The sequence below is a fragment of the Nesterenkonia sandarakina genome (assembly GCF_013410215.1).
GTDB classification, from domain to species: Bacteria; Actinomycetota; Actinomycetes; order Actinomycetales; family Micrococcaceae; genus Nesterenkonia; species Nesterenkonia sandarakina.
Genome location: NZ_JACCFQ010000001.1, coordinates 1,985,340 through 2,006,739 on the forward strand (window position 1 = coordinate 1,985,340; position 21,400 = coordinate 2,006,739).

Genomic DNA, 21,400 nt, shown 5'->3' on the forward strand with positions numbered 1-21,400 from the left:
GTCGATCAGGACCAGAGCTGAGTCAAGCGACCGGGCGGACCACCCGGTCTAGTTGAGATTTGTTCTCAACAATGTCTGGCCGTACGCTGGTTCCAGCTGCCCGTGACCCCGCAGCATCCCCCACGAAGAAGGTACGACCATGCCCGCGCCCCGTCTGCTTCCCCCCGTCGCCCTGCTCGGCGCAACCGCCCTGCTGCTCAGCGCATGCACCGGCCCGGCGGACTCCACCGAGGAGACCGGCGCCCCCGCCGCAGAGGGCGAGCAGATCAGCGTGGTCACCTCCACCGACGTCTATTCGGACCTGGCTGAGCAGATCCTGGGCGACACCGCCGAGGTCACCCCCTTGGTGGACAATGCGGCCGCGGATCCGCACTCCTACGAGGCCACCCCACAGGACCGTCTCACCTTGAACGGCGCGGATGTGATCGTGGCCAACGGCGGCGGCTACGACCCGTTCATCACCCGGCTGGCCGCGACCTCGGGCAAGGAGGACGCGGTCTACCAGCTCATCGAGGGCGAGAACGCGCACGCCCATGCCGAGGAATCGGAGGCGGCTGGGGACGAGCACTCCGAAGAGGAGCACGCGGATCACGATGGGCACGCCGAGGAGGAGCACGAGGATCACGACGGGCACGCCGAGGACGCCCACGAGGGCCACGACCATTCCGGGGACTTCGTCAATGAGCACATCTGGTACGACCTCGCCGCGATGAGCGACTTCGTGGAGGACTTCAGCGAGCACATGGCCGAGATCTCCCCGGAGAACGCCGAGCTGTATCAGGACAATGCTGCTGCCCTGGCCGAAGAGATCGACGCCCTAGACGAGCGCAACCGAGCCATCGAGGCCGAAGGCATGAGCTTCCTGGCCACCGAGGCGGTCTCCCAGTTCCTGCTCACCGACGCCGGCTTCGAGGACGCCACGGACCAGCAGTTCCTGGCCGCCGTCGAGCACGGCGACGACGTCTCGGCTCGGCTCTACCAGCAGGCGCTCAACGCCGCAGCGGATCAGGAGATCGACCTGCTCTCCTACAACCCACAGACCGAGACCAACCAGTCCGCGCAGATCCGGGAGGCAGCCGAAGGCGCCGACGTCGCCGTGCTGGACTTCAACGAGACCATCCCTGAGGAGCACGATTCCTTCCAGCAGTGGATGGAGGCCAATATCGCCGCGGTGGAGGCCATCGTGGGGGAGTCGCGTGACTGATTCCTCTGCAGATGGGCTCTCACCCGCCCAGCCGCTGGTGACGCTGCGCCAGGCGAGCGTGGGATTCAGCGGGCGCACACTCTGGGAAGGGCTTGACCTTGACCTCGCGCCGGGGGAGTTCCTCGCGGTGCTGGGCCCCAATGGGGCCGGCAAGTCCACGTTTCTCAAGGTGCTGCTCGGGCTGACCCGGCTCAGCTCGGGGACGGCGAAGATCGCCGGTGCCCCAGTGCGCCGCGGCAGCAGCCGGGTGGGATACATCCCGCAGCAGCAGACCATGCCGGAGGAGACCCCGATGCGGGCCCGCGACATGGTGGCGCTGGGTTTGGACGGGCACCGATTCGGCATCCGGCTGCACCCCCGCCGGCTGCGCCACAGGGTGGATGAGCTGCTAGAGGCGGTGGGCGCCACCGCCTACGCCGACATGCCGGTGGGTCTGCTCTCCGGCGGGGAGCAGCAGCGACTGCGCGCCGCCCAGGCGCTGGCCTCGAACCCCGCCGTGCTGCTCTGCGACGAGCCCTTGCACTCCCTGGACCTGAACCATCAGCAGGCGGTCACCGAGCTCATCCGGCGCCAGGCCGTGGAGCGCGGCTCCGCGGTGGTCTTCGTGACCCACGAGATCAACCCGGTGATCGAGCACGTGGATCGGGTGCTCTACTTCGCCCGCGGCCAGTACCGGATCGGGACCACCGCCGAGGTGATGCGCTCGCAGGTGCTCTCCGAGCTCTACGGCTCGAACGTGGACGTCATCGAGCACAAGGGGCGACTGCTGGTGATGTCCACCCACGACGAGAGCTGCCACTATCACCCAGAGGAGCTGGCGCTGCCATGATGGAGACGCTGACCAGCTCGTTCACCACCGAAGGCTACTGGGAGCTCTTCTCCCTGGTCCGGAACTCGGTGATCACCGCCGGCGTGCTGGGCCTGATGGGCGGCCTGATCGGGGTGTTCATCATGCTGCGCCGGACCGCCCTGGTGGTGCACGGCATCGCCGAGATCTCCTTCGCCGGTGCGGCGCTGGCGCTGCTGATCGGCGTCGACGTGGTCGCAGGCTCCGCACTGGGCGCCGTCGCCGCCTCGGTGCTGATCGGGGTGCTGAGTCTGAAGGACCGCGACACCTCCGCGGTGACCGGGGTGCTGATGCCCTTCGGCCTCGGCCTGGGGATCCTGTTCCTCTCGCTCTATCAGGGCCGCAGCGCGAACAAGTTCGGGCTGCTCACCGGACAGATCGTGGGCGTGGATGACATCCAGACCCAGACCCTGGTCACCGGCGCGGTGGTGATCAGCATCGTGCTGCTGCTGATCTGGCGACCGCTGATGTTCGCCTCGGTTGATCCGCAGCTGGCCCGGGCGCGCGGGGTCCACGTGAATCTGCTCTCCATGGTGTTCATGGTGCTGCTGGGCATTGCTGTGGCGATGTCGGTGCAGGTGGTCGGCGCGCTGCTGGTGCTGGCGCTGCTGGTGGTCCCGGCGGCGGCAGCGCTGAAGGTCACGGTGCGGCCGTATCTGGCGGTGCTGCTCTCGATGCTCTTCGCGCTGATCTCCTCGGTGGGCGGGATCATGCTCGCGATCACCGGCACGGTGCCGATCAGTCCCTACATCACCACGATCTCCTTCGTGATCTATGTGGTCTGCGTGCTCATCGGCCGCGGGGGTCGCAGCCGTCGCCGGGAGGCCGCCGCGGCGCTGGCCGCCTGAGGCTTCGCCTGCATCCGCTCTCGCGTCGCCAGGGGCTGACTGGAGTCAGCCGCGGGCGATCGCGGCGCAGCTGGCGCAGAGGCCGAAGATCTCCAGGGTGTGCCGGACCTCGGTGAAGTCCTGCTCCTGCGCGAGCTTGGTCGCCCATTCCTCGATGGCCGGTGCTTCGAACTCCACGGTCAGCCCGCAGGAGCGGCACACCAGGTGGTGGTGGTGCTCCTCGCGCTCACAGAGCCGGAAGATCGCCTCACCGTCATCGGGGCGCAGCACATCGACGAGGCCCTCCTCCTGGTGAGACTGCAGCACCCGGTAGACCGTGGCCAGGGAGACCTTCTCGCCGCGTCCATCGAGGATCTTGTGCAGATCCTGGGCGCTGACAAAGTCATCCAAGGAATGCAGCGCGGCCCAGACGGCGCGCTTCTGACGGGTGGATCGGCCGCGGGCCGGGGGCGTGGAGGTGTTCTCGTTCATGCTCGCTCCAGACTAGCAGTCGCCCTTAGAGTGGGGGCATGAGCACAGTCTTCAGCAAGATCATCGCCGGTGAGATCCCAGGCCGCTTCGTGTGGCAGGACGAGACCTGCGTCGGGTTCCTCTCCATCGCCCCGCTGGCCTACGGCCACACCCTGGTGGTGCCGCGCCAAGAGGTGGACCGGTGGACCGAGGCCGAGGCTCCGCTGATGACGCACCTGTTCCAGGTCGCTCACCGCATCGGCAAGGCCCAGGTTGAGGCCTTCGGCTCGCAGCGTGCCGGGCTGAGCATCGCCGGCTACGAGGTGCCACACCTGCACCTGCACGTCTGGCCCTCAAACTCCATGGCCGATCACAGCTTCGCCCAGGCCGATGATGACCCGGATCAGTCTCGGATGGATGAGTCCGCCGAGAAGCTGCGCGTCGCGCTGCGGCTGATGGGCGACGCCGAGCACGTCCCCGCCGAGCACGTCCCCGCCGAGCAGGACTGACGCGCCGGCTGATCCACCCGCCGAGCAGCACTGGCGCACCCGCTGACCCGCCCGCTGGTCCGACAGTCGGAAGGGGGCGTAGCTCTCAGATGCGGGAGGTCTTGATCGCCCGCCGGATCCGCTTCATGGAGACCGTCTGCGCGGTCCCCAGCTGTTGCGCGAAGAGGTTCACCCGGAACTCCTCGATCATCCACTTCACGGCGGCCAGATCGGCGGGCACCGAAAGCTGGGCGGGCACCGCCTCCAGGGCCGCATCGTATTCGTCCTCCAGCTCCTGCACCGAGGCCATGTCCGCGGCGTCGCGGGTCAGCGCCTGCCCGGATTCGAGCCGGTCCAGCCGGGTCTGCATCGCCTTGAGGTAGCGCGGCAGATGCTGCAGCTGAGCCTGACCCGTCGCGGTGACGAAGCCGGGGTGGACCAGCTGCTCGAGCTGGGCGGTCATATCGCTGCGGGCGGCCTTCAGCGCCGGAGAGCTCACCCGGTTCAGGCGGGAGCCGAGTTCCGTGGAGAGGCTCAGGATCTGGGCCAGCACATCGGTGAGTCGCAGCACCGTCTCGATCAGCTCGGCCCTGCAGTGCCGGGCGAGCACCTGGAACTCCGCCTCGCTGTAGGGCAGCTGTGCCGGCACCAGGTGGGCCAGCGCCGCCGTCGTCGCGTCGGAGACCAGCGACTCCACGGTGCCGTGCGGCGACTGGCCGAACGCCAGGCGCTCTCGGTTGCTCAGATGGTCCACCACGTAGCGCTGCGGGGAGGGCAGCACCTCGCGCAGCAGGGCGACGACGCCGGCTCGGTGCACCCTGGCCTGTTCTGCCGCGGAGTCCTGGATCGTGTAGGAGACGCCCTTCTCGGCGGGAGCCAGCGCGGGGTAGCCGGTGATCGCTCGCCCGGCGACCACTGTGGTGATCTCCCGCGGGAGCTCCCCGAAGCTCCAGGTTCTCTGGCGCTGCTTCCCCGCCGAGGACGCCTCGGCAGCGGGCTGCGACACCGTGCCGCGCCCGTTGTGCTGAGCCTTGCCTGCCCCCTTGCCGGAGCCCTCGCCGCGACCCTTGCCTGCGCCTGCACCCTTGCCGGGTCGCGCGGACGGTCCACCCGCCTGCGGCGTACCGGGATGGGCCCCTTCGGTGTTCGGATCCTCCGTGAGGCTGCGTCCGATGGCGTCGCGGTTCTCTCGGGAGAATCGGATCTGCAGCTCACGCAGGTCGAATCCGCTCTCCAGTATCCGGCCGCGGTCACTGACCACCGCGAAGGTGAACCGCAGATGCTCCGGCAGGGCGCTGGTGTCGAAGACCTCCGGGTCCAGGACGTGGCCCTTGAGCCGGCGCAGCACCGTGGCCAGCGACTCGGTCAGCGAGTCGACGCCGGGGGTGAAGTCCTGCTCCAGGAGATCCCGGGCCTTCGCGGCGACGTCGGGAGCCGGCACGAAGTTCTTCCGGACCGGCTTGGGCATGTTCCGGATCAGTGCGGTGATCAGCTCGGTGCGCAGCCCCGGGATCAGCCAGTCGAAGCGTTCGGGCTGCAGCTGGTTCAAGAACAGCACCGGAACCCGGACCGTGACGCCGTCGGCGGCGGCGCCCCGTGAGGAGCCGGACTCAGCGGTGTACCGGGTGGGATTGAACTCGTACTGCAGCTCCAGAGCGAGCCCGTCGTGGTCGAAGTGCTCCGGATAGGCATCGATGTCCAGCTCCTCGGCGGCCTGCGCCATCAGCTCGACCTCGGTGAGGTCCAACAGCTCCGGGGTCTCGTGCCGCTGGTTCTTCCACCAGGAGTCGAAGTGCCGCTGCGAGACGATGTTCTCCGGGATCCGAGCGTCGAAGAAGCTGAACAGCTCCTCGTCGGAGACGCGCAGGTCTTTCCTGCGGGTGCGGTTCTCGAGTTCCTCGAGTTCGGCGAAGCGTTCCCTGTTGCGCCGGTCGAAGTGGTGCCGGGTGGACCAGTCGCCGTCGACAAGGGCGCGCTGGATGAACAGCTCGCGGCTGTACTCCGGGTCCACCTTGGAGTAGAGGACCTGACGGTCAGCCACGACGGGGACCCCGAAGAGCGTGACCTTCTCGGTGGCGACCACGGCGCCCTGGCGCGCGGACCAGCGCGGCTCCGAATGAGAGGTCTTGACCAGGTGCGGGGCGAGTTCCTCGACCCATGCCGGGTCGATCTTCGCCACCGAACGGGCCCAGAGCCGGGAGGTCTCCACCAGTTCGCTGGCCATCACCCAGTCGTGGTTCTTCTTGAACAGGTGGGAACCGGGGAAGACCGCGAACCGAGTTCCGCGGGCGCCCTGGTAGTCGCGGGTGCGAGGGTTGTAGAGACCGACGTGGCTGAGCAGCCCGGAGAGCAGCGACTGGTGGATCGCGTCGTGCTTGGCCGCCGGGTCCACTCCGGGCAGCTTCTTGCCCCGACGCCCCGAGGAGCTGCGACGACGAGCCGAGCCCTTGCCGCTGAACTCCACCTGGTCGGCGATCTCGGTGAGCTGGGCGACCAGCTCCTGCCATTCCCGGACCCGCAGGTAGTTCAGGTGCTCGCGGTGGCAGAGCTTCCGGAACTGGTTGCCAGAGAGCTCGGCCTGCTTCTCCTGCAGGTAGCGCCAGAGGTTCAGCAGCGCGGAGAAGTCGGAGTTCTCATCCTTGAACCGGGAGTGCAGCTCATCGGCCTGTGCCCGTTTCTCCGCCGGTCGCTCCCGAGGGTCCTGGATGGAGAGCGCCGCGGTGAGCACGGTGACCTCCGGCAGGCAGTCCCGGCGCGCGGCCTCGACCATCATCCGCGCCATCCGTGGGTCCACCGGCAGCTGGGACAGCATGCGTCCCACCGGTGTCACCGAGCTGGTGCCCGGCCCCTTCCGGTGCTCCTGGTCCTTCCCGCCGGATCCTGATCTCAGGCTCAGCGCACCGAGCTCGGTGAGCAGCCGGACGGCGTCGTTGACCGCCTTGGAATCGGGCTTCTGCACGAAGGGGAAGTCCAGCAGCTCCTCGGGGCTGCGCGTGATGCCCATGGAGGACATCTGCAGCAGCACCGAGGCCAGCGAGGTGCGCAGGATCTCGGGGTCGGTGAAGGCCGGCCGGGAGTCGAAGTCCTCCTGGGAGTACAGCCGGATCGCGATGCCGTCGCTGGTGCGCCCGGACCGGCCTGAGCGCTGATTCGCGCTGGCCTGGGAGATCGCCTCGATGGGCAGCCGCTGCACCTTGGTGCGGGTGGAATATCGAGAGATCCTCGCGGTGCCGGTGTCGATCACATACTTGATCCCCGGCACGGTCAGCGAGGTCTCCGCGACGTTGGTGGCCAGCACGATCCGACGCCGACCGCCGGGGGAGAAGACCCGCTTCTGCTCGGCCATGGAGAGCCGACCGAAGAGCGGGAGGATCTCCGAGCCGCGCAGCCGCCGGTCATTGGAGACGGTCTCGGTCAGCGCCTCCGCGGCGTCACGGATCTCGCGCTCGCCGGGGAAGAAGATCAGCACGTCGCCCTCGGGCTCGGCGGCGAGCTCGAGCACCGCGTCGCTGACCGCGTCGAGCAGATCCCGCTCCTCCTCCGCGGCCCCAGAGCCAGGCGTGCTCCTGCCCCCGGGACGGGAAGCCGGGGCCTGGCTCGCGCGAGGCGCGGCCGGTCCGGAACCTCCGTCCTCGGCCTCCCCGAAGTGTTCGGACTCGTCGAAGTCCTCGAGCTGCGCCTCCGGGTTCACCGGGCGGTAGCGGATCTCCACGGGGTAGGTGCGCCCAGAGACCTCGATGATCGGCACATCCGAGGTTTCCCGGCTCCAGTTCTCCGGGTCGCTGCTGAAGTGCCGGGCGAAGCGCTCGGGATCGATCGTGGCGGAGGTGACGATGACCTTCAGGTCAGGCCGGCTGGGCAGCAGCCGGCGCAGGTAGCCCAGGATCACGTCGATGTTCAGGCTCCGCTCATGGGCCTCATCGATGATGATCGCGGAGTAGCGCCGCAGTGACGGGTCGCGCTGGATCTCGGCGAGCAGGATCCCGTCGGTCATCAGCTTCACCGCGGTGGCCCCGGAGACCTCAGCGTTGAACCTGACCTGGTAGCCGATGTCGCGGCCCACCGAGGTGCCGAGCTCCTCGGCCAGACGTTCGGCCACCGTCCGGGCGGCCAGACGGCGCGGCTGGGTGTGCCCGATCATCCCCTGATTGTGCAGACCCAGCTCCAGAGCCATCTTCGGCAGCTGGGTGGTCTTGCCCGAGCCGGTCTCCCCGGCGACCACGATGACCTGGTGCTCAGCCAGGGCCTCGAGGATGCGTTCGCGCTCGCCGCTGACCGGCAGTGCCGGGGGATAGGCGAGGTCTTGCGCGGAGAAGGTCTCACGGCGGGCTGTTCTGGGCTCAGACATAACCCTCCAATACTAGGGTTGCGGTGCCGCCCTGGGTGCACCGCTGAGCAGGCGCTCCCCGATGAGATGCGCTCAGGCCCGGCACGACGTCCACGATTAGGCATACCGTCCGGGATATGGGTACTATTATTCTCGCTGCCGGGGAGCGATCGCCGGTTGCGAGACGGGCCAGAAACGGCCTGAACAGCAGGTATGCGCGAGTGGCGGAATAGGTAGACGCGCTGGCTTCAGGTGCCAGTGCCTTCACGGGCGTGGGGGTTCAAGTCCCCCCTCGCGCACAGGGTGCGGAAGCAGGGAAGAGGCCCTGCCGCAGATGATCAGATCATCTGCGGCAGGGCCTCTTTCATGTCTGCGGCGTGCTGGCCGGGTGCGTGCCGCATGCTCACGCGGCTCACAGATCCCGGCTCTGCAGGCAGGCCCCCTCGGGGAAGCTCGCCGATCCCTGCCCGCGGGACCATCGGCTACGGGGTCTCGGGGTCCTTGGCGCGGTGACGATGGTCCTGGCGCAGCGACTTGCGTGCCGCCCTGGCCTCGGACTTCTCCGCCTCCAGCGCCCGCTTGACGTCAGAGGCGTAGACGTCGACGTACTCCTGTCCGGAGAGCCGCATGATCCGGTACATGATCTCATCCGCGACGGCACGCTGGGCGAAGCGATCCTCGGCATTGGCGTAGTAGGACTCGAAGGTCATCGGCTCACCGACGATCATCCCCACCCGGCCCAGCCGGGGGATGTTCTTCCCGATCGGCTGCACCTTGTCGGTGCCGATCAGCGCGATCGGGATCACCGGGGCCTGGGTGTTCAGGGCCAGCCGCGCGATGCCGAGCTTGCCGCGATAGAGCCGACCGTCGGGGCTGCGGGTGCCTTCCGGGTAGATGCCCAGCACCCCGCCGTCGCGCAGCGCCTGCTCTCCGGCGTTGAGCGAATGCTGGCTCGCCTTCCCGCCGGAGCGGTCCATCGGGATCTGCCCGGAGAGGTCGAAGAACTTCCGCATCACCCACCCGGAGGCGCCCTGTCTGCTCCAGTAGTCGTCCTTCGCCATGAAGTGCACCTGCCGGGGCACCTTCACCGGCATGAACACCGAATCGGAGAAGGACAGGTGGTTCGAGGCGAGGATCGCGGGACCCTCGCTGGGAATGTTGTGCAGACCGCGGACCCAGGGGCGGAACACCGTGTTGACCACCGGGGCCACGACGAAGTTCTTGGCGACGCTATAGAACGACACGGTGTGAGGGGGTCCTTTCAGGGGGCTGAGCTTCGTGACCACTGTAGAGGCAATACAGTAGAGGAATGGACATGTCCGGCTTCGGAGTTTCGGTCTTTCACGGATTCACCTCCACGCCCGCCTCGATGCGCGCGCTCGCCGATGCCCTGCAGGGCGCCGGCTTCACGGTGGATCTGCCGCTGCTGCCCGGTCACGGTACAAGCTGGGAACAGCTGGCCACGACTTCGCGACGCGAGATCATGCGGGCCGCACTGGCCAGCTATGACCGGCTCGCCGCTCGCTGCCCCCGAGTGGCCACCGTGGGGCTCTCCATGGGGGGATCGCTGGCGCTGCATGTGGCGGCTCATCGGCGGGTGGAGGCGGTCTCGGTGATCAATCCCGGACTCCGGCTGGCCCCGCTGACCGGTCCCAAAGCCTGGGCCATGGGCCGGATCCGTCCCTCGGTGGCCAGCATCGCCGGGGACATCGCCAAGCCCGACGTGGTGGAGGAGGCCTACGCGCAGACTCCGCTGCGCGCCGTCGTGGAGCTGGATCGGCTCTTCGCGCAGGTCCGCCGCGAGCTCCCTGAGCTCGCCCGCCGGGGGACCCCGGCGCTGCTCTTCCGCTCATCGGTGGACAACGTCCTGCCGCCGTCCTCGGCCGAGACGCTCTCTCGGCTGCTCCGCGCGGACCAGCTCGAGATCGTCGAGCTCACCCGCAGCCAGCACGTGGCGACGCTGGACCACGAGGCGGAGACCATCCACGAGCAGCTGATCAGTTTTCTGCACCGACGGCACCTCGCCGCCGAGACCCTTGAGAGGAAGGCGCCATGAGCACCTATCGCGACGATGAACCCAGCAGAGTCTTCGGCCGAGAGGGGCGTTCGCGACCACTTCCCGGCCCCGGACAGGGGCCCCGGGATCACAGCGTGGACGACTCCGTGCTGGAAGAGATCGATGACTTCGAGCCCCCGAACCCGAAGAACCCGCTGGCCGGCGCGAAGCCAGCCGTGGTGCTCGGTGCGGTGCTGAGCATCGGCGCGATCCTGGCGCTGATCATCGTGCCCTTCCTCCCGCTGAACACCCCCAGCTGGACCGTACCGGCGCTGATCGGAGTGGTGCTCGCGGGTCTGGTCATCCTGTTCCTGCAGATGCCGCGCAACCGCTCCGGATCCGGGGACGGCGCACAGGTCTGAGCGGTCCGCCGACAAAGACACGAAACATCCAGCTACCGTTCAGTAACGGGCTGTGAGACCATGATGTGAGATGGCACACATGATGGAGGAGTCCCCGTGAAGGAATTCGCAACACCGCCCGCAGTCGAGGTCCCCGCCGAGCTGAACATCACTGACCTGCTGGAGCGGCAGGTCGCTGCAGACCCGAAGAACATCCTCTTCGGCCGTCAGCTCAGTCCGGGACAGTGGACCGATGTCAGCGCCGCCGAGTTCCGAGACCAGGTGGTGCAGCTGGCCAAGGGCATCATCGGCTCCGGCATCGAGGTCGGTGACCGGGTCGCGATCATGGCCCCCACCCGGTACGAGTGGACGCTGCTGGACTTCGCGATCTTCTACGCCGGGGCCGTCACCGTTCCCGTCTACGAGACCTCCTCGCCCTCCCAGGTGGCCTGGATCATCGAAGACGCCAGCGTGAAGCTGCTCGTCGCCGAGACTCCGGGGCATCAGAAGATCGTCGAGCGCGCCGTCGCCCAGGAGAACCTGACCGGCCTCGGCGATGTCTACACCATCGAGGGCTCCGGGCTGGATCAGCTGCGCGCCAAGGGCGCTGATGTGACCGAGGAGCAGGTCGAGGCGCGGCGCGGGGTCGCCGTGGGCGCCGACCTGGCGACCATCATCTACACCTCCGGGACCACCGGGCGGCCCAAGGGCTGCGAACTGACCCACGCCAACTTCACCGAGCTCTCCCTCCAGGCGCTGGGCTCCTCGCTGGGAACGGTGGTCAACAAGGACGCCTCCACGGTGATGTTCATCCCGCTGGCCCACGTGTTCGCACGCTTCATCTCGGTGCTTGCCGTCGCCGGCGGCTCCCGGGTGGGGCACACCTCAGACATCAAGGAGCTCGTGGACGACCTCGGCACCTTTGAGCCGACCTTCCTGCTGGCGGTGCCGCGAGTCTTCGAGAAGATCTACAACGCCGCGATGCTCAAGGCGGAGGGCGACGGGAAGGGGACGATCTTCGAGAAGGCCGCGAACACCGCCATCGCCTGGTCCCGCGCCAAGCAGGATGGCAAGGTCCCATTCACCCTGGGGCTGAAGCACGCGGTCTTCGACAAGCTGGTCTACTCCAAGCTGCGCGCCCGGATGGGCGGACAGGTCGCCCATGCAGTCTCCGGCGGCTCACCGCTGGGGGAGCGGCTGGGCCACTTCTTCTACGGCGTGGGTGTCCAGATCCTCGAGGGCTACGGGCTCACCGAGACCACGGCGCCGCTGACCGTGAACACCCCCGAGCTGAGCAAGATCGGCACTGTGGGCGCCCCGCTCCCAGGCTGTGCGGTGAAGATCGCCGAGGATGGTGAGATCCTGGGCCGCGGGGTCTGCGTCTTCCGCGGCTACCACAACCGGCCGGAGCTCAACGAGGAGATCTTCACCAGCGACGGCTGGTTCCACACCGGCGACGTCGGCACCCTGGACTCCGATGGCTGCCTGACCATCACCGGGCGCAAGAAGGAGATCCTGGTCACCGCGGCCGGGAAGAACGTCTCGCCGGCCCAGCTCGAAGACCTGATGCGCGCCGATGCGATCATCTCCCAGGCCGTGGTGGTCGGGGACAACCGTCCCTTCGTGGCCGCGCTGATCACCCTGGATGAGGAGACCCTGCCGCAGTGGCTGCAGCGCAAGGGCATGGATCCGAAGACCCCGATCTCCGAGCTGGCGCAGCACGAGACCATCCTCACCCACGTCCAGACGGTGGTGGACCGGGCCAACGAGTCCGTCTCCCGCGCCGAATCGATCCGTGACTTCCGGCTGCTGCACACCGACTTCACCATCGAGTCCGGGCACCTCACGCCGTCCATGAAGATCAAGCGGCCGCTGGTGATGAAGGACTTCGCCGCAGAGGTCGAGGCGCTCTACACGGAGGCCGCAGCCAAGAAGGCCTGAACATCCACCGGTCCGCCACGCTGACCGGGGAGTTCAGGAGCCCCAGAAGCACCAGGAGCCCGACGGCGCACCGCGCCCCGGGCTCCTGGTGTTTCGCATAATGGACGCCCGCACCGCCATTAGGCGGGCCAGGGCGCGGCGGACTACCCTGAACAGGTGACTAACACGCCAGAAGCCCGATCTGATGCCCCGCTGACCGCTCCCGGAGAGATCCTCCATGTGGGCGCGGCAGACTATCCGGGACTGGACGAGTGGCGTTCCCTGCCGCTGAGCCAGCAGCCGGACTGGCGCGGCCACGAAGACTTCGACTCCGCCTACGCGGAGCTCTCCGCGCATCCGCCGCTGGTCTTCGCCGGCGAGGTCGACAAGCTCAAGCGACGCCTGGCCAAGGTCGCCAACGGCGAGGCGTTCCTGCTTCAGGGCGGCGACTGCGCCGAGACCTTCGACGGAGTCACCGCCGATAAGATCAGCGCGAAGGTCAAGACCATCCTGCAGATGGCCGTGGTGCTCACCTATGGTGCGTCCCTGCCGGTGGTCAAGATGGGCCGCATGGCCGGTCAGTACGCCAAGCCACGCTCCTCCGATGTGGAGACCCGCGACGGCGTCACCCTGCCGACCTTCCGTGGCGAGATCGTCAACGGCTTCGACTTCACCGAAGAGTCCCGCGTCCCGGATCCCAAGCGGATGGTCAAGGCGTACCACAAGTCTGCGGCCACGCTGAACCTGGTGCGGGCCTTCACCGAGGGCGGCTTCGCCGACCTGCGAGCGGTCCAGCAGTGGAACAAGGGGTTCATGCAGAACCCTGCCCACGCCCGCTACGAACGGCTCGCGGGGGAGATCGACCGTGCAGTGCGCTTCATGGAGGCCTGCGGGGCTGACTTCGAGGGACTCAAGCGCACCGAGTTCTACGCCGCCCACGAGGCGCTGCTTCTGGACTACGAGCGGGCGCTGACCCGCATCGACTCCCGCACCGGCAAGCCCTACGTGACCAGCGGCCATTTCGTCTGGATCGGCGAGCGGACCCGGGAGCTCGACGGCGCCCACATGGACTACCTCTCTCGGGTGCAGAACCCGGTCGGGGTCAAACTGGGCCCCACCACCACCCCGGAGACCGTCCTGGAGATCATCGAGAAGCTCGACCCCGAGCGCGAGCCCGGTCGCCTGACCTTCATCGTGCGGATGGGGGCCGCCAACGTGCGGGAGAAGCTCCCGCCGCTGGTCCGCGCTGTGAGCGACGCCGGGGCGAAGGTGGTCTGGGTGACCGACCCGATGCACGGGAACACCATCACCGCCGACAACGGCTACAAGACCCGACGCTTCGACGACATCCTCGATGAGGTCCGCGGCTTCTTCGAGGTCCACCGCTCCTTGGGCACCTACCCGGGCGGGCTGCATGTGGAGATGACCGGCGACGACGTCGCGGAGTGCCTCGGCGGCTCTGACGTGATCGACGAGTCGGCCTTCGACCAGCGCTACGAGTCCCTGGTGGACCCGAGGCTGAACCACAAGCAGTCCCTGGAGCTGGCGTTCCTGGTCGCTGAGTCCCTGACCACGGTCAAATAGCCTCCTCACGCGGACTGCGGCCGGTCAGCTGAGCCTCAGCCTCCGAGGCTGGGGATCAGTGCGCTGCTGCCGCCGATCCATCCGGCGAAGAGCACCAGCAGCGCCCCGCCGATCATGATTCCGGCAATCATCAGCCAGGCCCTGGTCGCGGTCGGGCCGATGAGCTCCACCGTGGGACGCTGCCGCTCGCGCTTCTCGGTGCGGACCCGTTCTACCGGCGAGCGGCTGCCGACGGCTGGTTGGACGCCGGTGGCCGGCTCCGGGACGCTGAGCCGGGGCGGGCGCAGCTGCAGACCGGTGGTGGGCACCTCGGTGACCAGCTGGCGGTCCTCTTCTGCCAGGCTGGCCTGCCGGGAGTGCCCAGCATCACGGTGCCCCGATTCCAGGTGCGTGGTCCGCGCATTGCCCAGGGCCGCTTCGATGTCTTCATCCCAGGGCTGCGGATCGCCGGGCTGCGGGTGCCGCTCGGACCCTGGCGGCTGGGCCGGACCCTGCTGCGTCTGGGTCTGAAGGAAGGGCTCCTCGGAGTCTCCGGGCAGCATCGTGGTGTGCCGCTGGCCGGACTGAGCGGTGGCACCGGCGGCCGCACCCGCTCCGGGAATCGGCCGTGTCGCGGAGCCGGTGAGCGCGCCGTCGAAGTCAAGCTCGGCGTCGCTGAGCAGCCCCCGGGTCTCACGCAGCATCTTCAGCAGCTCATCGGCGTTCTTCGGCCGCAGCGCCACCTCCGGGCGGGTCGCGATGCTGACCAGGTCATCAAGCTCGGCCGCCAGACCTGCGACCTGCGCCGAGGGGACCGGCACCGTGGAGTTCACATGCTGATAGGCCACCCGCACGGGGGAGTCTCCGGTGAAGGGCTGCACGCCGGTGAGCATCTCATAGAGCAGGATGCCGATCGCGTAGATGTCAGCGCGCTCGTCCGCACCCTCCCCGGAGAGCAGCTCGGGAGAGATATACGCCACGGTCCCCATCAAGGTGGAGGTCCCGGAGTGATGCGTCGCGGCGCGGGCCAGCCCCAGATCCGCGAGCTTGATCCTCCCGTCGTGGGAGACCAGCACGTTCTCGGGCTTGATGTCTCGGTGGACCAGGCCGGCACGGTGCGCCGCGGCCAGGCCCTGCAGGATCGCGTCCATGTAGGTCAGCGCCAGCCGAGGCGTCATCGCTCCCTGCTTCAGAAGCGTGCGCAGCGTGGCTCCAGGGACGTATTCCATCACCAGGTAGGCGGTCTCCCGTGCCTGACCCTGATCGAGCACCTGGACCACATTGGGGTGGGCGATCAGCGCGGAGTTCCGTGCCTCCTGCTCGAAGCGGTCCACGACCTTGCGGTCCTCGGCCATATGCGGGAAGAGCACCTTCAGCGCGACCTCGCGACCCAGTCGCTGGTCCTGGGCTCGGTAGACCGTGGACATGCCGCCGCGCGCGATGCGCTCTTCGATCACATAGCGGTCATCGATCCTGGATCCGATCCACGGGTCAGTCTGTTCTTGGCTCACCGCTTCAGGGTATCGAACCTGCCCAGTCCAGGGAGCCTCCGGCGCGACGTCGGAGTCAGACCGTGCGCAGCACCAGGTGGCCGCGCAGCTGGTCGAACTCCTCGAGGACCTCCGCGGAGACGCCGAGGTCGATCAGGTCCTGGGTGCAGGCGACGCTGTCCTCGGTGAGGGCCTCGATGCTGCGCTCCACCTCGGCCAGGGCGCCTGATTCCACGAGGATGGCGCGGGCCCGCTCCACCTGTGTCTCGCTCAGCCCTGGATCGCCCAGCATCTGAGCCAGCTCACGGGAAGCGGTCGCGGAGGATCGGAACAGTCCGTAGGCGATCAGCTCGGTGCGCTTGCCCTCACGCAGATCGTCGCCGACCGGTTTGCCGGTGGTCTCCGGGTCACCGAAGACACCCAGGAGATCGTCACGCAGCTGGAAGGCCTCCCCGACAGGCAGCGCCGCGGCGGCGAAGGCGCGGCACAGCTCGTCGGAGCCGCCGGCCAGCGCGGCGCCGAGGACCACCGGGTACTCGGTGGAGTACTTCGCCGCCTTATAGCGCAGCACCCCACGGGCGCGGAGCACCGCCTCGGCCTCGGTCTCGGCCGGGATGCGCACCTCCTCCAGCACGTCGAGGTACTGCCCGGTGATCACCTCGGTGTGCATCCGGTGGAAGGTCCGCGCGGCGAGCGGGCTGCTGGTCAGCCCATCCTGCATGGCGGTGCACTGGGCATGGAAGAAGGCCTCCGAGGCCCAGGCCAGGGAGAGGTCCCCGGAGAGGATCGCCCCGGAGGTGCCGAAGTGTGCGGCGTCCCGGCTGAACCCGGACTCGCGATGCATCTGCTCGAAGCGGATGTGCGCGCTGGGAAGACCGCGCCGGGTCGCTGATCGGTCGATCACGTCATCGTGGACCAGCGCCGCGGCCTGGAACAGCTCCAGGGCGACGCCCAGTTCGACGACGGCGTCGCCGCGCCCGTCAGCAGCCTGCCAGCCCAGACGCGCCAGCGCGGGGCGCATCTTCTTCCCGCCTCGGGTCAGGGACGTCAGCGCGTTCACCAGGGGGACGGCGTGCTCGGAGACGGCATTGACCTCGGCGTGGCGCGCCTGGAGGAAGCCGGCGCACCTCGCGTTGACCTCGCTGATGAATTCTTCGCGCTTCATGGCGGATAGCCTATCGGTATGGCACCGTCTCCACCGGCTCATCCGCGCGTGCTTGCGCATGTGGATATGGACGCCTATTACGTGGAGGTCGAGCTGCTCAGCCGACCCGAGCTGCGCGGACGCAAGATCATCGTGGCGCAGGACTCCGGACGTTCCGTGGTGCTCTCGGCGTCCTACCAGGCCCGCGCCGACGGGGTGCGCTCGGCCATGCCGCTGGCCCGGGCTCGCCAGCTCAGCCCCGAGGCTCTGGTGATCTCGCCCCATATGGAGCTCTACCGCGACCTCTCCCGGCGCATCATGGGCTACTTCGACACCATCACCGATGCCGTGGAGCAGCTGAGCGTGGATGAGGCCTTCCTGGATCTCACCGGGGCCCGGCGCCGATTGGGCGGGCCCGAGGAGATCGGGCGCAAGATCCGCCGCGAGATCCGCGAGGAGTTCGATCTGCCGGCCACGGTGGGAATCGCCGACCGGAAGTTCATCGCCAAGATCGCCTCGACGCGGGCGAAGCCGGACGGGCTGCTGCTGGTGCCCCCGCACCGCCGGCTCGAGTTCCTGCACTCGCTGCCGGTGACCGCGATGTGGGGTGTGGGAGGCAAGACCGCGGAATCTCTGAAGGCCTTCGGGATCACCACGGTGCTCCAGCTGGCGCAGACTCCGGAGCCGGCTCTGCGCCGACGCTTCGGGGTCACCGGCACCGCGCTGCACAGGCTCGCCTGGGGGGAGGACGCCCGGGAGGTCCAGCCGCATCGGATCGAGAAGTCCATCGGCGCCGAGGAGACCTTCGCCGAGGACCTCGAGGATGAGGCACGGCTGCGCGCTGAGCTGCTGCGGCTGAGTCACCGGGTCGGCGTCAGGCTGCGCGAATCCGGAGTCTCCGCCGAGGGGATCAGCCTGAAGCTGAGGTACAGCGACTTCGAGACCCTGACCCGCTCCACCACGCTCCCGCATCCCACACATTCCGCGCTCACGATCTACAACCGCCTGGTGGTGCTGCTGCAGCGGCTGGGGGAGCGACCGCAGCCGGTACGGCTGGTGGGAGTCCGGGCCGAGCGTCTCGTGGATGAGGGCGGTTCGCTGCAGCTGAGCTTCGATCAGACCGAGACCAACTGGCTCGAGGCTGAGACCGCGCTCGACGCCATCGCCAAGAAGTTTCCGCAGATCCAGACCGCGCCGGCCTCGCTGCTCCGGGCCCGCCGGCAGGACCCCTGACTGAAGACTTCCTGAGTGTCTGCCCAGAGATCACCCGTGTGCTGACTTCGGGCTAGGTCTGCGCTGATGAAACGGCTAGACTATACACCCAGGCGTATCTATACCGTCCAACGCGCCACACGACGATCGCGAGGAGCTTCACGATGCCACTGTCGGAGCGTGAACAGCGCATGCTCAAGCAGCTGGAAGAACAGCTGCAGTCGGAGGACCCGAGCTTCGCAAGCTCCATGCAGGACTCCCCGGCAGGAAAGCTCAACGTGCGCAATATCGTGCTCGGAGCACTGGTCGCGGTCCTCGGCATCGTCGTGCTGCTGCTCGGCATCTACAACCAGTGGATCCCGGTCGGGGTGATCGGATTCCTGATCATGGGCGCCGGCGTCTACTACGCCACCACCGGGGGCACCTCCGGGAACTCTCGCCGCAACGGCGGCGGTGGCGGAGGAAACGGCGGAGGCGGTGGCGGCGGCGGACCCCGCAGCTCCACTCCAAGCCCGTCGGGTTCCTTCATGACCGGACTTGAACAGCGTTGGGAAGAACGACGCCGGCAGGACTGAGCTCCACCCGCGAAACACAGCTTCGAAAGGCCCCTCCCCGGAGGGGTCTTTCTCATGTCTGCGCACCGTCTTCCCAGGGCCCAGCAGCGGCGCCCCACTTCCTTCCACCACGGCGGCCCCCACTTCCCACCACGGCGGTCTCCACTTCCCACCACGGGGGCCCCCACTTCCCACCACGGCTGTCTCCACTTCCCACCACGGCGGTCTCCACCTCCGCGGTGCGGGGTTGACCAGCGCGGCCCCGAGGACCTCCGCCGCCGGAGCGTTGAAACCCCCAGAAACCGCGTGATTCCGCGGATCTCTCCCGTGCTCGCAGCCGGTTCAGTCGGTGCACGGCAGGTCCTGTGACGCCGCGCCCGGCCGGCCCAGAGCCGGCTGAGAGCGCCCCTCTGGACACGCGTGCCGCACCAGGCGCCCCACCGCCCTCCACCTGCACCTCAGCGACATCCTCCCAGGTCAGCGGGACAGTGCCGCCGATGTGCCGAGAATCCCGTGCGTCTGACCTCGGAATTTGGTTGCAAGTGGGGGGAAGTGGGGTAAAGTGGAGCTCGGTAGAGGGAGAAGGAATGATTCTCCTCGTCGAGTGAGGTGGTGAGTGTCCTTGTTCCTGGGCACATACACGCCTCGCATGGATGAGAAGTCTCGTCTGATCCTTCCCGCGAAGTATCGCGAGGAGCTGGCCAACGGCCTGGTTCTCACCCGCGGGCAGGAGCGCTGCATCTATGTGTTCAGCACAGAGGAGTTCAAGAACGTGCACCAGCAGATGCGGCAGGCGCCTTTGACCTCACGCCAGGCACGCGATTACATCCGCGTGTTCCTCTCCGGAGCCTCAGACGAGATTCCGGACAAGCAGGGCAGGATCACGGTCCCCGCCGCGCTTCGGGAATACGCCGGACTTGATCGCGATGTCACGGTCATCGGAGCGGGAGACCGCGCCGAGATCTGGGACACCACCGCCTGGAACGAGTACCTGGAGGCGAAGGAGTCGGAGTTCTCATCCACCGATGGGGAAGCCATTCCTGGTCTCTTCTGAGCACCGAGGGCGTTCGATCCGACACGCGGGACGAACACAGCACGACAAGTGAAGACGGCTTCGAACACTTCAGGGGATCCTTGGGTGAGTTCTTCCGCCGCCCGGCCGCATTCCTGACTTATCTTCCCCGATGTCAGGCAGCAGGCCGGAGCGGAGGAGGAGCTGGTCCAAGGATCCTTCCCTATCAGCGGAGGCAGTATGGCGCAACGAGAGACAGCGGACCGGCACGTGCCGGTGATGCGAGATCGCTGCATCAGACTGCTGTCCCTCGGAGTCGGCACTGTGCGCGCCGCCGGTCACCGCCCCGTGGTCATCGACGCCACGCTGGGCATGGGTGGCCATGCCGAGGCGATGCTCGAGTCCGACCCGGAGGTGCTCGTGCTCGGGCTGGACCGAGACCCGCAGGCCCACGCGCTCGCGGCAGAGCGCCTCACCCGATTCGGCGACCGCTTTCGCGGCATCCACACGGTCTATGACCGGGTGGACGAGGTCGCCGTCGAGGAGCTGGGCTCCGATCAGCGCGTGGCCGGTGTGCTGCTGGACCTCGGGGTCTCCTCCCTGCAGCTCGACGAGGCCTCCCGCGGGTTCGCCTACTCCTATGACGCGCCCCTCGACATGCGGATGGACGCCTCGGCGGATTCCCCCGACGAGTCGGTGGCTGAGCTGCTGGCCCGGGTCGAGACTGCAGAGCTGACCCGGATCCTGCGCGAGTATGGCGAGGAGCGCTTCGCCGGACGCATCGCCAGATCGATCATCTCCCGGCGTGAGACTCAGCCCTTCACCAGCACTGCGGACCTCGCCGCCGTGGTGGACAAGGCGGTTCCAGCAGCGTCCAAGCGCACCGGCGGGCACCCCGCCAAGCGAACCTTCCAGGCGCTGCGGATCGCGGTGAACGAAGAGCTCGAGGTGCTGCGTCGAACCATCCCGCACGCCCTGGACGCGGTGGCCCCGGGCGGTGTGGTCGTGGCGATGAGCTATCACTCGCTGGAGGACCGGATCGTCAAGCAGGCCTTCGCCGGACGCACCAAGTCCTCGGCGCCGAAGGGGCTGCCCGTCGAGCTCGAAGAGCACAAACCTACGTTCAGCTCTCTGACCCGAGGGGCCGAGCTCCCCGACGAGGCGGAGATCGCAGAGAACCCGCGCGCGGCATCCGCAAAGCTGCGTGCCGCGCAGAAGCTGACAGATTCCAGGAGAAACCCCGCATGAGCGCAGAAGCCCAGCCCCTCGCCCCAGCCGCGCGTGGGTCACTGGCCCGGCTCTCGCTGCCCGGACGCGACCAGGACGAGAGTTCGGCGCGCTCGGGGAGCCCCATGCTGCGGGCGCTGCCGAAGCTGAGGCAGCGACAGAAGGGCCTCATCGCCGGGATCATCGCGCTGCTCGCCTTCGCGCTGACCATCGTGCTCGCCGTGAACATCCATGTCGCGAATTCGCAGTACACCCTCGTGGAGCTGCAGAACGAACACCGTGCCCTCTCGCAGTCGAACCAGGCGCTGACCGAAGAGGTTCAGCACCTTCAATCGCCGCAGTCGCTCTCCAGCGCCGCAGTCGGCCTCGGTATGGTCATGCCTGCCGAGGCGGCGGCCCTGGACCTCGCCGACGGCGCCGTCACCGGCACGGCGGAACCCGCCGACAGCGGAGACCGGCCCACCGGGTTCGTCTCCGCGCCGTCGGCTCCCGGTGACGACGCGGCGGCTCCGCTGAACGTCTCCGATACCGTCACCGGGGCACCCTCGGGGATTCTCGGAGCAGGCGCGTTGAACACGCTCATCGAGGCCCCCAGCGGGCAGAATGGTGAGCAGACATCTGCAGGGACACAGGAGCAGTTCAGCCCCGCTGAACTCAACGGCGGGACCATTCCGGCGCCCTCATTCGACTGATCGACGTGATGGGAGAACGCTGACG

The 21,400-nt window shown here is 68.0% G+C and carries 18 protein-coding genes and 1 tRNA gene; 14 read left to right on the forward strand and 5 right to left on the reverse strand.

Annotation, left to right across the window (positions count from 1 at the left end):
* Positions 1-139 precede the first annotated feature (139 nt).
* From HNR11_RS09195 to HNR11_RS09205, 3 genes are read left to right on the forward strand one after another with little or no spacing between them, the layout of a single operon-like run.
* Positions 140-1,204, forward strand: a complete 1,065-nt coding sequence (locus HNR11_RS09195) for a metal ABC transporter substrate-binding protein (RefSeq protein WP_179442041.1) — start codon at positions 140-142, stop codon at positions 1,202-1,204.
* Complete coding sequence (locus HNR11_RS09200; RefSeq protein WP_343050635.1) at positions 1,197-2,033, forward strand: metal ABC transporter ATP-binding protein; 837 nt, start codon at positions 1,197-1,199, stop codon at positions 2,031-2,033. Before HNR11_RS09195 ends, HNR11_RS09200 begins: the two co-directional genes overlap by 8 nt.
* A complete protein-coding gene (locus HNR11_RS09205) occupies positions 2,033-2,899 on the forward strand; it encodes a metal ABC transporter permease (protein WP_179442951.1) in 867 nt (288 codons plus the stop codon). The genes HNR11_RS09200 and HNR11_RS09205 overlap by 1 nt, the downstream gene beginning before the upstream one ends.
* Positions 2,900-2,944: 45 nt before the next feature.
* On the opposite strand, the gene HNR11_RS09210 is transcribed toward HNR11_RS09205, so the two are convergent.
* The gene (locus tag HNR11_RS09210) at positions 2,945-3,370 is read right to left on the reverse strand and encodes a Fur family transcriptional regulator (RefSeq protein ID WP_058888710.1); all 426 of its coding nucleotides are present in this window, start codon (positions 3,368-3,370) and stop codon (positions 2,945-2,947) included.
* Positions 3,371-3,408: 38 nt separating this feature from the next.
* Here HNR11_RS09210 and HNR11_RS09215 point away from each other — a divergent pair, with 38 nt between their 5' ends.
* A complete protein-coding gene (locus HNR11_RS09215) occupies positions 3,409-3,858 on the forward strand; it encodes an HIT family protein (protein ID WP_179442042.1) in 450 nt (149 codons plus the stop codon).
* 85 nt (positions 3,859-3,943) lie between these two features.
* Here the strand turns inward: HNR11_RS09215 and hrpA are convergent, their stop codons facing one another.
* Positions 3,944-8,185 (reverse strand): ATP-dependent RNA helicase HrpA, encoded by a 4,242-nt coding sequence (gene hrpA / locus HNR11_RS09220; RefSeq protein ID WP_179442043.1) that lies wholly within the window; start codon positions 8,183-8,185, stop codon positions 3,944-3,946.
* Positions 8,186-8,379: 194 nt separating this feature from the next.
* Between hrpA and HNR11_RS09225 the strand changes: the two genes are divergently transcribed.
* Positions 8,380-8,463: transfer RNA gene (locus tag HNR11_RS09225), tRNA-Leu, on the forward strand.
* A 183-nt stretch (positions 8,464-8,646) separates the two neighbouring features.
* Here HNR11_RS09225 and HNR11_RS09230 read toward each other — a convergent pair.
* The gene (locus HNR11_RS09230; RefSeq protein ID WP_179442044.1) at positions 8,647-9,408 is read right to left on the reverse strand and encodes a 1-acyl-sn-glycerol-3-phosphate acyltransferase; all 762 of its coding nucleotides are present in this window, start codon (positions 9,406-9,408) and stop codon (positions 8,647-8,649) included.
* A gap of 71 nt (positions 9,409-9,479) precedes the next feature.
* On the opposite strand from HNR11_RS09230, the gene HNR11_RS09235 reads away from it, so the two are divergent.
* From HNR11_RS09235 to HNR11_RS09250, 4 genes are all read left to right on the forward strand, one after another.
* Positions 9,480-10,220, forward strand: coding sequence for an alpha/beta hydrolase (locus HNR11_RS09235; protein ID WP_179442045.1), 741 nt, complete (start codon positions 9,480-9,482; stop codon positions 10,218-10,220).
* Positions 10,217-10,582 (forward strand): hypothetical protein, encoded by a 366-nt coding sequence (locus tag HNR11_RS09240; protein WP_179442046.1) that lies wholly within the window; start codon positions 10,217-10,219, stop codon positions 10,580-10,582. The genes HNR11_RS09235 and HNR11_RS09240 overlap by 4 nt, the downstream gene beginning before the upstream one ends.
* A 96-nt stretch (positions 10,583-10,678) precedes the next feature.
* On the forward strand, positions 10,679-12,502 hold the full coding sequence (locus tag HNR11_RS09245; protein ID WP_179442047.1) for an AMP-binding protein: 1,824 nt from the start codon (positions 10,679-10,681) through the stop codon (positions 12,500-12,502).
* A gap of 192 nt (positions 12,503-12,694) precedes the next feature.
* Positions 12,695-14,065, forward strand: a complete 1,371-nt coding sequence (locus tag HNR11_RS09250; protein ID WP_179442952.1) for a class II 3-deoxy-7-phosphoheptulonate synthase — start codon at positions 12,695-12,697, stop codon at positions 14,063-14,065.
* A gap of 35 nt (positions 14,066-14,100) precedes the next feature.
* On the opposite strand, the gene HNR11_RS13885 is transcribed toward HNR11_RS09250, so the two are convergent.
* A complete protein-coding gene (locus HNR11_RS13885) occupies positions 14,101-15,555 on the reverse strand; it encodes a protein kinase domain-containing protein (protein ID WP_343050636.1) in 1,455 nt (484 codons plus the stop codon).
* Positions 15,556-15,610: 55 nt separating this feature from the next.
* The gene (locus HNR11_RS09260; protein ID WP_179442048.1) at positions 15,611-16,699 is read right to left on the reverse strand and encodes a polyprenyl synthetase family protein; all 1,089 of its coding nucleotides are present in this window, start codon (positions 16,697-16,699) and stop codon (positions 15,611-15,613) included.
* An 18-nt stretch (positions 16,700-16,717) separates the two neighbouring features.
* Between HNR11_RS09260 and dinB the strand changes: the two genes are divergently transcribed.
* The 5 genes from dinB to ftsL all read left to right on the forward strand — a co-directional run bounded on the left by dinB (position 16,718) and on the right by ftsL (position 21,375).
* Positions 16,718-17,911 (forward strand): DNA polymerase IV, encoded by a 1,194-nt coding sequence (gene dinB, locus HNR11_RS09265; RefSeq protein ID WP_179442049.1) that lies wholly within the window; start codon positions 16,718-16,720, stop codon positions 17,909-17,911.
* Between the two features lie 143 nt (positions 17,912-18,054).
* Positions 18,055-18,465 carry a DUF3040 domain-containing protein gene (locus HNR11_RS09270; protein WP_058888719.1) on the forward strand — a complete coding sequence of 137 codons (411 nt, stop codon included), beginning with the start codon at positions 18,055-18,057 and terminating at the stop codon, positions 18,463-18,465.
* 601 nt (positions 18,466-19,066) lie between these two features.
* Positions 19,067-19,498 carry a division/cell wall cluster transcriptional repressor MraZ gene (mraZ, locus tag HNR11_RS09275; RefSeq protein WP_058888882.1) on the forward strand — a complete coding sequence of 144 codons (432 nt, stop codon included), beginning with the start codon at positions 19,067-19,069 and terminating at the stop codon, positions 19,496-19,498.
* A 198-nt stretch (positions 19,499-19,696) separates the two neighbouring features.
* Positions 19,697-20,704 (forward strand): 16S rRNA (cytosine(1402)-N(4))-methyltransferase RsmH, encoded by a 1,008-nt coding sequence (gene rsmH / locus HNR11_RS09280; protein ID WP_179442050.1) that lies wholly within the window; start codon positions 19,697-19,699, stop codon positions 20,702-20,704.
* The gene (ftsL, locus tag HNR11_RS09285; protein ID WP_179442051.1) at positions 20,701-21,375 is read left to right on the forward strand and encodes a cell division protein FtsL; all 675 of its coding nucleotides are present in this window, start codon (positions 20,701-20,703) and stop codon (positions 21,373-21,375) included. The genes rsmH and ftsL overlap by 4 nt, the downstream gene beginning before the upstream one ends.
* Positions 21,376-21,400 lie beyond the last annotated feature (25 nt).

Coding starts and splice junctions, on each gene's coding strand:
- HNR11_RS09195 (WP_179442041.1), top strand. CDS start 140: ATGCCCGCGCCCCGTCTGCTTCCCCCCGTCGCCCTGCTCGGCGCAACC.
- HNR11_RS09205 (WP_179442951.1), top strand. CDS start 2,033: ATGGAGACGCTGACCAGCTCGTTCACCACCGAAGGCTACTGGGAGCTC.
- HNR11_RS09210 (WP_058888710.1), bottom strand. CDS start 3,370: ATGAACGAGAACACCTCCACGCCCCCGGCCCGCGGCCGATCCACCCGT.
- HNR11_RS09215 (WP_179442042.1), top strand. CDS start 3,409: ATGAGCACAGTCTTCAGCAAGATCATCGCCGGTGAGATCCCAGGCCGC.
- hrpA (WP_179442043.1), bottom strand. CDS start 8,185: ATGTCTGAGCCCAGAACAGCCCGCCGTGAGACCTTCTCCGCGCAAGAC.
- HNR11_RS09235 (WP_179442045.1), top strand. CDS start 9,480: ATGTCCGGCTTCGGAGTTTCGGTCTTTCACGGATTCACCTCCACGCCC.
- HNR11_RS09240 (WP_179442046.1), top strand. CDS start 10,217: ATGAGCACCTATCGCGACGATGAACCCAGCAGAGTCTTCGGCCGAGAG.
- HNR11_RS09260 (WP_179442048.1), bottom strand. CDS start 16,699: ATGAAGCGCGAAGAATTCATCAGCGAGGTCAACGCGAGGTGCGCCGGC.
- dinB (WP_179442049.1), top strand. CDS start 16,718: ATGGCACCGTCTCCACCGGCTCATCCGCGCGTGCTTGCGCATGTGGAT.
- HNR11_RS09270 (WP_058888719.1), top strand. CDS start 18,055: ATGCCACTGTCGGAGCGTGAACAGCGCATGCTCAAGCAGCTGGAAGAA.
- rsmH (WP_179442050.1), top strand. CDS start 19,697: ATGGCGCAACGAGAGACAGCGGACCGGCACGTGCCGGTGATGCGAGAT.
- ftsL (WP_179442051.1), top strand. CDS start 20,701: ATGAGCGCAGAAGCCCAGCCCCTCGCCCCAGCCGCGCGTGGGTCACTG.